Raw genomic sequence first — 12,486 nt, forward strand, 5'->3', positions numbered from 1 at the left:
TCTCAGTTCTCAATCGAGAGGATCGGAATTGCCTGCGTGTACGGAGACGACGGGTTGGATGCAGCGGACCGGATCCGCAACCAGAAGAAGTCGTGGCTGCCAAGGGTCAGGGTCAGGTTTCCGTCCTCGTTGATGCCGGGGAACGGCTGGCCGCCGAAGACATCGCGCAACCCCCGTCCGGCGAACTGCGGGATCTTCAACTGGGCCGCGACCGGATGCTGCGAGAGGTTGAAGGTGCACAGGATGGTCTCCGCGACGGCGCCCGCCGAGTTGCCGTCCGGAAGTTCGCGGAGGTAGGCCAGTACGGCGTCGTGGTCGGCATCGACGTGCTTGAACCCGCCGAGGCCGAAGGCGGGGTGGTTCTTGCGTACGCTGAGGATCTGACGGGTCCAGCGCAGCAGCGAACCGGAATGGGCCGCCTCAGCCTCCACATTGGCCATGCTGTAGTTGTACACCAGGGACTGGATGGGCGGCAGGTAGAGCTTGCCCGGATCCGCGTTGGAGAAGCCGGCATTCCGGTCCGGGTTCCACTGCATGGGGGTACGCACGGCATCGCGGTCTTCAAGCCAGATGTTGTCGCCCATGCCGATCTCGTCCCCGTAGTACAGGAACGGGCTTCCGGGCAGCGAAAGCAGCAGGGCGTTGATCAACTCGATCTCAGCGCGGGAGTTGTCCAGGAGGGGCGCGAGCCTGCGTCGGATGCCGATATTGGCACGCATGCGGGGGTCCGGCGCGTACCAGCCCAGCATGGCCGCCCGCTCATCCGCGGTGACCATTTCCAGGGTCAGTTCGTCATGGTTCCGCAGAAAGGTGCCCCACTGTGCCCCGTCCGGTATTTCGGGGGTGTCATGCATGGTCTCGATGATCGGGGCGGCCTTCTGGTCCCGGAGCGCGTAGTACAGCCGCGGCATGATCGGGAAGTGGAAGGCCATGTGGCATTCGGGCTCTTCTTCCGTCCCGAAGTATTCCACCACTTCATTCGGCGGCTGGTTGGCCTCGGCGATGATGACCCGCCCGGGATAGCTTTCGTCCACCATGGTGCGGAGCTTGCGGAGGAACTCGTGGGTGGCCGGAAGGTTCTCGCAGTTGGTCCCCTCCTCTTCGTACAGGTAGGGGATGGCATCGGCCCGGAAACCGTCGATTCCCTGGTCCAGCCAGAACCGGACCACATCGAACAATGCCTCGATGACCTTCGGGTTTTCGAAGTTCAGGTCGGGCTGGTGGCTGAAGAACCGATGCCAGAAGAACTGGCGGCGGATGGGATCGAAGGTCCAGTTGGATTCCTCCGTATCAACGAAGATGATGCGCGCGTCCTGGTACTTCTCGTCAGTGTCGCTCCAGACGTAGAAGTCCCCGTAGGGGCCATCCGGGTCCTTGCGTGACTCCTGGAACCACGGGTGCTGGTCCGACGTGTGGTTCAGGGGCAGGTCGATGATGACCCGGACGCCCCTGGCGTGGGCCTCGGCAACCAGCCGCTTGAAGTCACTGATTGTTCCAAACTCGTCCAGGACCGAGTTGTAGTCGGAGATGTCATAGCCGCCGTCGCGCAGCGGTGACTGGAAGAACGGTGGCAGCCAGAGACAGTCCACGCCCAGCCACTGCAGGTAGTCAAGCCTGTCAATGAGGCCGGAGAAGTCGCCCGAACCGTCACCGTTGGCATCCGCAAAAGCCCTGACCAGTACTTCGTAGAACACGGCCTTCCGGTACCACAGCGGATCATGCTGAAGGCCCGGGGCATTTAGCTCGAACGTGCTCTTGGGAGTGAAATGCTGGCCGGAACTTTGCGGATTGAAATTCACTGATGCATTCTCCTCACGCGCAGGATGTGCGCGGGCTCCACGTGCGGGTCGAGGCGGACGTAGTTGTACTCGCCCCACTCCCAGCTTTCACCGGAGATGAGGTCATCCACGTGGAAGCCGCCGTTATGCGTCAGGTCCCGGGCGTCGAGTTCAAGGGCCGCCAGGTCCAGCGAGACCGTGGATTCCCTGGTCCCGTGCGGATCTACATTGACCACCACGATCAGGGTGTCCTTGGACCCGTCAGGAAGGGTCTTGTGCTTGGAGTAGACCACCGTGGCGTCGTCCGTGCTGTGGTGGACGGTCAGGTTCTGCAGGTCCTGCAGCGCGGGGTGGGCATGCCTGATCTCGTTGAGCCTGGTGATGTACGGGGCGAGGGTCCGTCCGGATTGCGCCGCGGCGTCCCAGTCGCGTTCCTTGTACTCGAACTTTTCGTTGTCGATGTACTCCTCCGCGCCGGGCCTGGCCACATGCTCGAACAGCTCGTAGCCCGCGTAGACGCCCCACAACGGACTGGCCGTCGCTGCCAGGGCGGCCCTGATCCTGAACGCCGCCGGCCCGCCGAACTGCAGGTATTCAGTGAGGATGTCCGGGGTGTTGACGAAGAAGTTGGGGCGGAAGAAGGCCGCTGACTCGTGGCTCACCTCGGTGAAGTAAGACTCGATCTCCTTCTTGGTGTTCCGCCAGGTGAAGTACGTGTAGGACTGCTGGAACCCCGCGCGGCCAAGCGCATGCATCATGGCTGGGCGCGTGAACGCCTCGGCCAGGAACACCACGCCGGAAACCTCTTTGTTTACCTGCGCAATAAGCCATTCCCAGAACCACACCGGCTTGGTGTGCGGGTTATCCACGCGGAAAATCTTTACGCCGTGGCTCACCCACAGCAGCACAATCCGCAGAATTTCGTTTGAAAGCCCCTCGGGATCATTATCGAAATTGAGCGGATAAATGTCCTGGTACTTCTTCGGCGGATTCTCGGCATAGGCAATGCTGCCGTCCACGCGGGTGGTGAACCACTCCGGATGCGACTGTACCCAGGGATGGTCCGGAGCCGCCTGGAGCGCGAGGTCCAGGGCAACTTCCAGGCCCAGTTCGTTTGCCCGCGCCACGAAGGCGTCGAAGTCCTCGAAGGTGCCGAGGTCCGGATGGATGGCATCGTGGCCGCCTTCGGCCGCGCCGATTGCCCAGGGCGAGCCGGGATCGTTCGGGCCGGCGATCAAGGTGTTGTTGGGGCCCTTGCGGTGCTGCACGCCGATGGGGTGGATGGGCGGCATGTAGATAACATCGAAGCCCATGGCGGCGACGGCATCAAGCCGCCTGGCGGCGGTGCGGAAGTTTCCGGAGGTCCAGGTGCCTGTGGTGTGATCCTTGACGGCCCCTTCGGAGCGGGGAAAGAACTCGTACCAGGCGCCCCGTCCGGCACGGTCGCGTTCAACGTTCAGCGGGAACTTTTCGGAGACGGTCACCAGTTCGCGGATGGGCTGGTGCGCCACAACGCCGGCCACGTCGTGGCCGAAGCCGGCCCCGAGGCGCTCCTCCGTGCTCAGCGACGTGTCGGCGAGCCTGTCGGCTGCCGCACGGAGAACGCCCCTGTCCCAGTCGCTGCGGGAGTCGTCTTCGGATGCTTCACCGAGCAGCGCGGATCCTTCGGCCAGCATCAGCTCCACGTCGATTTCGGCGGCCACCTTCACCTCGGCGTTGTGGTGCCACGTGCCGTAGCGGTCGTGCCAGGCCTCGATGGCAAAGGACCAGTTCCCCTCTTCCGACGGCGTGAGCACGCCTTCCCAGCGGTCCGTTCCCATGCCGCGTTCCCCGCGCGGCGGCGCGAGCCTGACCCTCTGGCGCTCATTGCCTTCGGGGTCGAAGAGCACGGCACTGACGCCGAGTTGGTCATGCCCTTCGCGGAAAGCGGTGGCGCCCACCACGATTCCCTCGCCGGGCAAGGCCTTGGCCGGAAATCTTCCATCCTCCACAACGGGCTGCACGGCGGTGATCGGGAATCGTCCGAACCGCAGCCCATCAGTGATGGAGCCGGTCGACATTTTCATTGATACGGCGCTGGTTCCTGAGTTAGTCGTCACAGGCTCGACGTTAGCGAGAAAAGAGCAAGATTGCTAAGCCTGCGCACCAGTTTCTGCGCGTCCCCCGTCATTTACCCAAAAGAAACCCGGCGCTGGTTCCGGCCGCCCATGTTGTCGGTTAGTGTGACGCAGGTGAAGGCAATCCGCAGATTTACCGTCCGTACCGTCCTCCCCGAACCCATCCGGCCGCTGGCCCGCCTGGCGAGCAACCTGCGCTGGTCCTGGCACCGCCCTACGCGGGAACTTTTCGCGGGGCTGAATCCCCGCCTTTGGGAGGAAAGCGGCCAGGACCCGGTGGGTTTCCTGGGGATGGTTAGCCGCGAAGAATTCCAGCAGCTTGCCGCGAACCGCGCGGTGGTGGAACGCGTGCGGGCCGCTGAGGAGGACCTTGACCGGTACCTCGAGGAGCCGCGCTGGTACCAGGGCCTCGGCCCGGATGCCCCTGCATCGATTGCCTATTTCTCGCCCGAATTCGGCATCACCGAGGTGCTCCCCCAGTATTCAGGCGGCCTGGGAATCCTGGCCGGCGACCACCTGAAGGCGGCCTCGGACCTTGGAGTGCCGCTGATCGGTGTCGGCCTGCTGTACCAGGCCGGCTACTTCAAGCAGTCGCTGTCCAGGGATGCCTGGCAACAGGAGACGTACCCGGTCCTGGACCCGGACGGGCTGCCGCTCACGCTGCTTCGCGAGCCTTCGCCGGACGGCATCGGACGCCCCCTGCAGATCTCGCTCCCCCTGCCCAACGGCCGGCGCCTGCTGGCACACATCTGGCGGGCCGACGTCGGACGCGTCCCCCTCCTCCTCCTGGACTCCAACGTCCCCGGCAATGACGACGCCGCCCGCAGCATCACCGACCGCCTCTACGGCGGCGGCGGAGACCACCGCCTGCAGCAGGAGCTGCTGCTGGGCATGGGCGGGGTCAAGGCCCTGCGCGCCTTCCAGCAGCTCACCGGCACTACGGCCCCGGAGGTGTTCCACACCAATGAGGGCCACGCCGGTTTCCTTGGCATCGAACGCATCCAGGAACTCATGGCCGGAGAGCAGGCGCTGACGTTTGACGAGGCCCTTGCAGCCGGCAGGGCGTCCACTGTTTTCACGACGCACACCCCCGTCCCGGCAGGCATCGACAGGTTCGAGATCGCCCAGATCCACCACTTCTTCCAGGCCGGCCTGGCACCCGCCGTTCCCACGGACAGGATCCTGGAACTCGGCCGCGAGAACTACGCTGACGGGAACCCGTCCGTGTTCAACATGGCCATCATGGGCCTGCGCCTCGCGCAGCGCGCCAACGGCGTCGCAAAGCTGCACGGGGAAGTTTCCCGCGGGATGTTCTCCGCCCTGTGGCCGGGCTTCGACCACTCCGAGGTGCCCATCACGTCCGTGACGAACGGCGTGCACGTGCCCACGTGGGTGGACAGCCGCATTTCGCAGCTTGCCCGTGACCAGTTCGGCAGCGAAGCCGAAGCCAACGGCCGGTGGGACCTCGCCTACAACGTCAGCGACGCAGATGTCTGGGCGCTGCGGCGCGAGATGCGGGCGGCCCTGGTGGAGGACGTCCGCCGCCGCCTGCGGGCTTCCTGGAAGAAGCGCGGGGCCGCTGATGCGGAGCTGGGCTGGACGGACAATGTCCTGGACCCGGACATCCTGACCATCGGTTTTGCCCGCCGCGTTCCCACCTACAAGCGGCTCACCCTGATGCTGCGCGAGCCTGAGCGCCTGAAGGCACTGCTCCTGCACAAGGAGCATCCCATCCAGCTGGTCATTGCCGGCAAGTCGCACCCCGCTGACGACGCCGGCAAGAAGATGATCCAGGACCTGGTCAGGTTCACCGACGACCCCGAAGTGCGCCACCGCATCGCCTTCCTGCCCAACTACGACATCGCGATGGCCCGGACGCTGTTCCCCGGCTGCGACGTCTGGCTCAACAACCCGCTCCGGCCGCTGGAGGCCTGCGGAACATCGGGCATGAAAGCCGCGCTCAACGGGTCGCTGAACCTCTCCGTGCTGGACGGCTGGTGGGATGAAATGTACGACGGCGAAAACGGCTGGGCGATTCCCACCGCCAACAACGGCGCATCACCGGAGGAACGCGACGACATCGAGGCAGCAGCTTTGTACGAGCTGCTTGAAACCCAGGTGGCCCCGCGCTTCTACGGCAGCACGGTATCAGCCGGCGCCGGCGCCGCAGGCCCTTCGACGTCGGGGGCCGAGAAGGTGCCCACGCACTGGGTCTCCATGATCAAGCACACGCTCTCGCACCTTGGTCCGGCCGTCTCCGCCGAACGCATGCTCCGCGACTACGTGAACATCCTCTACCGCCCGGCCGCGGAGGCGGGGCGGAACGCCTCTGCCAACTCCTACTCTCAGGCCCGCACCCTGGCGGCCTGGACCGCAAAGGTACGTTCGGCATGGCCGCTGGTGCACGTGGAGCACGTGGACTCCGTGGGCGTCTCCGAGGATCCCCAGATCGGCGACACGCTCCAGGTCAACGCCTACGTGGCGCTGCACAGCCTCACCCCGGAGGACGTATCCGTGGAAGTGGCCTATGGAAGGGCCGAGGAAAGCGACACCCTCACCGACATCACCGTGATGGAGCTGAAGGTACAGGAAGACCTCGGCAGCGGACGCCACCTGTTCAGCGGCTCGCTGGTGATCGACCGGTCGGGACCGTTCGGGTACACCGTCCGGGTCCTGCCGCGGCACGACGCCCTCGCTTCGAAGGCCGAGCTGGGACTGATCGTCAACGCCTGAGGCACTGCCCCCGAACCCTCCGAGAGGAACCCATGGCCGAACGCACTGTATCCGACGTGATCGTGGAACGCCTCAGCATTTGGGGGGTGGACCGCGTCTTCGGCTACAGCGGCGACGGGATCAACGGTTTCATGGGCGCACTGCGCCGCGCCGAAGGCCGGGTCGAGTTCGTCCAGGCCCGTCATGAGGAGACGGCTGCCTTCATGGCGGTGGGCCACGCCAAGTACACCGGCGGGGTGGGGGTGGTCACCTCCACCCAGGGCCCCGGCGCCGTCCACCTGCTGAACGGGCTCTACGACGCCAAGCTCGACGGCGTTCCGGTAGTGGCGATCGTAGGGCAACAAAGCCGCACGGTGCTGGGGTCCGCCTATATGCAGGAGATCGAGCTTACGGTCCTCTTCAAGGACGTGGCCGCCCAGTTCGTCCAGCAGGTCAGCGCACCGGAGCAGGTCCCCATGGTCCTGGACCGGGCCTTCCGCACCGCCAGGGCCACCTCCTCGCCCTGCGTGGTCATCGTCCCGCATGACATCCAGTCGGCACCGGCGCCCGAGCTGGCACAGGAACACGGCATCGTGGTCACCGCACCCTCGTGGAGCACAGCGACCAGGACGCCCCGGGATCAGGATCTGGAGGCTGCGGCAGCGATCCTGAACTCCTCGGAACGGGTCGCGCTGCTCGTGGGCCAGGGGGCGCGGCACGCCGCCGGGGAGGTGCTGGCGGTGGCCGAAAAGCTTGGCGCCGGAATCGCCACAAGCCTGCTGGGCAAGCCCTACATGGATGAGACCCTGCCGTTTGCGGCGGGCACCATGGGACACCTGGGAACCACCGCCAGCGCGCACCTGCTGGGCAACTGCGATGCGCTGCTGATTGTGGGCTCCAATGATCCCTGGACGGAGTTCTATCCTCCGCCCGGCGCGGCCCGGGCTGTCCAGATCGACATCGACGAACGGAAAATCGGCAACCGCTACCCGGTTGAGGTGGGTTTGGCGGGCGACGCCGCTGTGGCGCTGCAGGCACTGGGGGAAAGGCTGCAACCGCGCGCCCCCGGGCAATGGCGAACCGACGTGGAGCGGGAAGTCTCCCGGTGGCGGGCATTGGCCGTGGAAAGGGCCGCCGTCCCGGCGAGCCCCGTGAATCCCGAGCGGGTGGTCCGGGAACTGAACGGCCGGCTGCCCGGGAACGCTTTGGTGAGCATCGACGTCGGCAGTTGCGTTTACTGGTATGCCCGGCAACTGGTCCTTCCGCCGGGCGTCCCGGCGCACCTTTCCGGAACCTTGGCCAGCATGGGGTGTTCCCTCCCCTACGGCATTGCCGCGAAACTGGCGCAGCCGGACCGGCCGGTTGTGGCCCTGGCCGGTGACGGCGCCATGCAGATGATCGGCATCGCCGAACTGGTGACTGTCGCCCACCGTTGGCGCCAGTGGGCCGATCCGCGGTTCGTGGTCTGCGTGTTCAACAACAGGGAACTCACCGAGGTGACGTGGGAGCAGCGGGAGTCCGAGGGCGAGCCGCGGTTCGCCGCAAGCCAGGAACTGCCGGACTTTCCGTTCGCGGGCTACGCGGACCTATTGGGTTTGAAAGGCATCCGGGTGGAGGACCCTGGGCTTCTTGGCGATGCCTGGGAGCAGGCGTTCGCGGCAGACCGGCCAGTGGTGATCGAGGTGCTGACAGATCCTGAAATCCCCCTCCTGCCGCCGTTCCCGGCCGGCAGGGAGAAGGCGGACAGCATGCGCAAGGGACTGGCTGCAGAGGACGACGGCGGCAGGGCCCTGGATCTCCTGGCGACCTACACGGGCCACGAAGAACGCACCTAAAGCAGGACGGCGGTGACCGCCAGGTCCTTGCCCGCATAGCGCTCGGCGTCCTGGAGGATCTCGCAGATGATCCCGAATGCCCTGTCACTGCGGAAGGGGGCAGCCACCTGCCACAGGACCGTGACCGGAGCGTTGCCGTTATCCGTGATGCTGTCCGCGAAGTCATGCAGTGAATCGTTGAGCGCGTCGAGGTTGACGCCGTAGTGCTCGGGAAAGTTAAGGACCTCGCCGAAGGTTTCCAGGACAGCCTTCTTGCTGTCGGCTGCGGGAACCACCAGGCTGCGGCGTCCGGCGTCGGCCACCTGCTCCTGCAGCTCCTCAAGGGTCCAGGTGTCGCCGGAGTAGATCTTCATGGCTTTGCTCAGCTGCCTTCCGCTATGTATCTGAATGACTCGTAGTGATCGTCCGTGTAGTACTTCTCGCCGTCGGTGCCGGCCACGATGCGGCGCGCTCCCCTGTCCGATTCCCCGGGCGTTGGCACTGTGTACTCGCGGTAATAGCCCCTTTCCCGCCGTGGCAGGAGGCGCTCGAAGTTACCGAAAGCCTGGCCGTCCTGGCTGTAGCGGTACGGTCCGCCCGCGCGGATGAGTTCGAGAACCCTGCGGCCCTCCACCGGGAGCGCGGACTCACGAACCTCCGGCAGCCCCGAAGGGTTGTCCTGTCCAGGGGCGCTGGTCCCGGGTACGGCGCCGGGCGCAGGCATGGCACTGGAGGTGCCCTCCGGCGTCGTAGTTTCCGTCAGCTGGCCGAGGAAGCCCGTGCCGCCGAAGGCCAGGAAAGCAAGCATCATCAGGCCCGCCAGCAACAGGGGCAGGACGGAACGGTTGCGCATTCTGGAAATCCCGGGTGCCTAGCTGCGGTAGATGCTGATGGAATAGGCCTCCACGAGGTCCTTCTCCCCCGAGGCAACTTGCCCGCCCTGGCGTGCCTCATGCAATGGCGAGGTAGTCAGCCGGAGCTCGAACATCCGCGGGGCTGTGGTCCCGGCCGGAACGCGCGGCAGCGTGACCTGCAGGTCCGAAGCGCTGCCGTTCACCACCATCAACCCCGCAAAGCCGCCGTTGTCCGAGCCCAGGAGGAGTTGCAGGACGCGGTTGTGAGGATCGTTCCAGCGCTCCATGGACATCGGGTGGCCGTTCTGGTCGAACCAGTACAGGTAGGACTGCTCGTCCCGGACAGGAAAGTCGTGGGGCTGGGCCGCGAGGAACTCCTTGCGCAGGCGGATGAAACGCTTGGTGCTGCGGAGCATTTCGTGGGACTCGGGAGTAAGGGTCCAGTCCAGCCATGCGAGCGGGTTGTCCTGGCAGTAGGCATTGTTGTTTCCCTGCTGGGTCCGCGCCAGTTCGTCGCCGGCGGTGATCATGGGAACGCCCAGGGAAACCAGCATGGACGCCATCAAGTTGCGGCGGGCCTGGGCACGCTTGGCGAGGATCGCGCCGTCCTCGGTGGGACCTTCCACGCCGTGGTTGTAGCTCCGGTTATCCCCGTGCCCGTCCCTGTTCTCCTCGCCATTGGCCTCGTTGTGCTTGCGGTCAAAGGAGACCAGGTCATTGAGGGTGAAGCCGTCGTGGGAGGTGATGAAGTTGACTGACGCCAGGCGGGAACGTCCGGAAGGCTGGAAGAGGGCGGCGGAACCGGACAGCGAGTCCGCGAGTTTGGCCATGGGCCCGCCGTGCCCGCCAGCATCCAGGGCGGCGCGGTCGGTGAGCCAGAAGGAACGGACCGCGTCCCGGAAATGGTCGTTCCAGTCGACCCAGCCGACAGGAAAACGTCCGGTCTGCCAGCCGCCGTGGCCCACGTCCCAGGGTTCGGCAATCAGCTTCACGTCGGACAGGACGGGATCGGCGGCGACGGCAACCAGGAACGGGTGCCGCGGGTCAAACTCGTTGGCCGCGTTCCGGCAGAGGGTGACGGCGAGGTCAAAGCGGAAGCCGTCAATGTGGAACTCATCCACCCAGTACCGGAGGGAGTCCAGGACCATCTGGACCACGCGGGACTCACCGAAGTTCAGGCTGTTTCCGCAGCCCGTGGTGTCCACGTATCTCCCGTGCCCGTCAGTGCGGTAGTACGCCTGCTCGCCCAGTCCGCGGAAGCTCAGGGTCTGGCCGTCGGGGCCGCCCTCGGCCGTGTGGTTGTAGACGACGTCCAAAATGACTTCCAGCCCGGCGGCATGGAAGCGTTTAACCATTGACTTGAACTCGTCCTGGACAGCCTGCGGCCCGGCCTTCTGGGCGGCACGCGTTGCGTAGCCGGGGTGCAGGGCGAAGAAAGCCGCTGTGTTGTAACCCCAGTAATTAGTCATCCCCAGGTCCTGCAGGTGCGGCTCGTCCAGGTGGAAGTGCACGGGCAGCAGCTGCACCGAGGTGACGCCCAGGCTTGTGAGGTGCTCGATGATGGCAGGGTGGGCCATGCCGGCGTAGGTTCCGCGGAGTTCTTCGGGGACGTCGGGGTGGAGCATGCTTTGTCCCCGGACGTGGGCTTCATAGATGATCGTGTTGCGCCACGGCAGCCGCAGCCGCTCGTCGGTTCCCCAGTCGTAGTCGCCTGCCATCCGCACGCTGGCCAGGAAGCCGGCCTGCTGGTCCACGGCGCGCCCGTAGGGATCGAGCAGCAGCGGCTGGCCGGCGTCGTCCTCAATTTCGCTGGTGGGCGCGGCAAAGGGCAGGGACTGCTCGCCGGACGCAGGCCGGAAACCATAACGGGATCCGTACGGCAGGTCCTCGACGATGCCGTGGTGGACGCCGTGGGTGACGTTGGGCAGTGCCTGGGTCCGCCACTCCCCGCCCGGGGCGGCGTAGACGATCTCCAGGCTGGATACGCCCGGCGCATAGCACGCCACGTTGGCCCGCCCTGCGTGGTGGCTGCCTGTCCCGTCCACGTCGGCGCGCGGAACACTGACACCGAGCGGAACCGCCGTGGAGGCGTCCATGGTGGAAGCAGTGTCGAAAAGCGGCATGACCATGACCCGGCGCCTACTTTGCGGCGCGCTGCCGGGAGACCTCATACAGGGAGATGCCCACGGCCATGGAGGCGTTGAGTGACTCCATTGCGGAATCGATGGGGATGGAGACGATCTGGTCGCAGTTCTCGCGGACCAGGCGGCTGAGTCCCTTTCCTTCCGAACCCACCACGATGCACACCGGTTCGGTTGCGAGGGTGAGGTCCGGCAAGGAGACGTCGCCGTCGCCGTCCAGGCCCAGGACGAAGATTCCCATGGACTTGAACTGCTTCAGGGCGTTGTTGAGGTTTGAGGCCCGCGCCACGGGCACGCGGACAGCGGCTCCGGCGCTGGTCTTCCAGGCCGAGGCAGTAACGCCTACCGAGCGGCGTTCCGGGACAATGACGCCGTGACCGCTGAAAGCGGAGACCGAGCGGATGATGGCGCCAAGGTTGCGGGGATCGGTAATGCCGTCCAAGGCAACGAAGAGCGGCGCGTTGGGGACGTGGCCCTTCTTCCATTTCCCAACCGTCTCCTCTGCCAGTTCGTACGCGTCCTGGTAGTCGTACGGCGGGATCTGCAGCACCAGCCCCTGGTGGACGGCGTCGTCGGTCATCCGGTCCAGTTCAGGCTTTCCGGTTTCGAGCAGCGGAATGCCCCGCTCGGCCGCGAGCTTCAGGGACTCCTTGACGCGGTCGTCCATTTCGATGCGGATGGCCACGTGCAGTGCCTTGGCGGGAATGCCGGCGCGGAGCGCCTCGACCACCGAGTTGCGCCCGGTAACGACTTCTTCGGTGGCACGGCCCTTGGGGCCGGATTTGGCCGCTCCGGCGCTGCGGGCACCCGGATTGCGCTTGGCCGCGGACCGCTCGGAGAGCTGCTTGGCCTTGTGCGCCTTGTGGTACGGGCGGTCCTCCGCCTTGGGCGTGGGGCCCTTGCCTTCCAGGGCCTTGCGGCCATGGCCACCGGTCCCGATGGTTGGGCCCTTCTTCGCTTTAACCGATCGGCGACCATTGTTGGCCATTGTGTTCCACCCTTGATTGTGTTGACTGAGTCTGCCTACCAGTCTACTGATCGAAGAAAAATCGGCTGCTAAGGGGGACGGC

8 protein-coding genes are annotated in these 12,486 nt (G+C 65.6%); 2 read left to right on the forward strand and 6 right to left on the reverse strand.

Annotation, left to right across the window (positions count from 1 at the left end):
• Window positions 1–2: 2 nt before the first annotated feature.
• Window positions 3–1,799: a maltose alpha-D-glucosyltransferase gene (treS, locus tag GK109_RS06165; protein WP_321215376.1), complete on the reverse strand. Its 1,797-nt coding sequence runs from the start codon at window positions 1,797–1,799 to the stop codon at window positions 3–5.
• Window positions 1,796–3,838 (reverse strand): alpha-1,4-glucan--maltose-1-phosphate maltosyltransferase, encoded by a 2,043-nt coding sequence (locus GK109_RS06170; RefSeq protein ID WP_157242695.1) that lies wholly within the window; start codon window positions 3,836–3,838, stop codon window positions 1,796–1,798. Before GK109_RS06170 ends, treS begins: the two co-directional genes overlap by 4 nt.
• 171 nt (window positions 3,839–4,009) lie before the next feature.
• On the opposite strand from GK109_RS06170, the gene glgP reads away from it, so the two are divergent.
• Both glgP and GK109_RS06180 read left to right on the forward strand, forming a co-directional pair.
• The gene (glgP, locus tag GK109_RS06175) at window positions 4,010–6,628 is read left to right on the forward strand and encodes an alpha-glucan family phosphorylase (RefSeq protein WP_321215375.1); all 2,619 of its coding nucleotides are present in this window, start codon (window positions 4,010–4,012) and stop codon (window positions 6,626–6,628) included.
• 32 nt (window positions 6,629–6,660) lie between these two features.
• Window positions 6,661–8,442, forward strand: coding sequence for a thiamine pyrophosphate-requiring protein (locus GK109_RS06180; protein WP_157239102.1), 1,782 nt, complete (start codon window positions 6,661–6,663; stop codon window positions 8,440–8,442).
• On the opposite strand, the gene GK109_RS06185 is transcribed toward GK109_RS06180, so the two are convergent.
• The 4 genes from GK109_RS06185 to rlmB are packed head-to-tail and all read right to left on the reverse strand — an operon-like array spanning window position 8,439 to window position 12,404.
• Window positions 8,439–8,795, reverse strand: a complete 357-nt coding sequence (locus GK109_RS06185; RefSeq protein ID WP_104996833.1) for a barstar family protein — start codon at window positions 8,793–8,795, stop codon at window positions 8,439–8,441. The two genes, GK109_RS06180 and GK109_RS06185, sit on opposite strands and share 4 nt — an antisense overlap.
• Before the next feature lie 8 nt (window positions 8,796–8,803).
• Complete coding sequence (locus tag GK109_RS06190; protein WP_157239104.1) at window positions 8,804–9,274, reverse strand: ribonuclease domain-containing protein; 471 nt, start codon at window positions 9,272–9,274, stop codon at window positions 8,804–8,806.
• A gap of 18 nt (window positions 9,275–9,292) precedes the next feature.
• Window positions 9,293–11,404 carry a glycogen debranching protein GlgX gene (glgX, locus tag GK109_RS06195; RefSeq protein WP_157239106.1) on the reverse strand — a complete coding sequence of 704 codons (2,112 nt, stop codon included), beginning with the start codon at window positions 11,402–11,404 and terminating at the stop codon, window positions 9,293–9,295.
• Window positions 11,405–11,414: 10 nt separating this feature from the next.
• Window positions 11,415–12,404: a 23S rRNA (guanosine(2251)-2'-O)-methyltransferase RlmB gene (gene rlmB / locus GK109_RS06200; protein WP_157239108.1), complete on the reverse strand. Its 990-nt coding sequence runs from the start codon at window positions 12,402–12,404 to the stop codon at window positions 11,415–11,417.
• Between the last annotated feature and the right edge of the window lie 82 nt (window positions 12,405–12,486).

Source organism: Pseudarthrobacter sp. GA104 (assembly GCF_009741265.1).
Classification (GTDB): Bacteria; Actinomycetota; Actinomycetes; order Actinomycetales; family Micrococcaceae; genus Arthrobacter.

Coding starts and splice junctions, on each gene's coding strand:
- GK109_RS06170 (WP_157242695.1), bottom strand. CDS start 3,838: ATGTCGACCGGCTCCATCACTGATGGGCTGCGGTTCGGACGATTCCCG.
- GK109_RS06180 (WP_157239102.1), top strand. CDS start 6,661: ATGGCCGAACGCACTGTATCCGACGTGATCGTGGAACGCCTCAGCATT.
- GK109_RS06185 (WP_104996833.1), bottom strand. CDS start 8,795: ATGAAGATCTACTCCGGCGACACCTGGACCCTTGAGGAGCTGCAGGAG.
- GK109_RS06190 (WP_157239104.1), bottom strand. CDS start 9,274: ATGCGCAACCGTTCCGTCCTGCCCCTGTTGCTGGCGGGCCTGATGATG.
- glgX (WP_157239106.1), bottom strand. CDS start 11,404: ATGGTCATGCCGCTTTTCGACACTGCTTCCACCATGGACGCCTCCACG.
- rlmB (WP_157239108.1), bottom strand. CDS start 12,404: ATGGCCAACAATGGTCGCCGATCGGTTAAAGCGAAGAAGGGCCCAACC.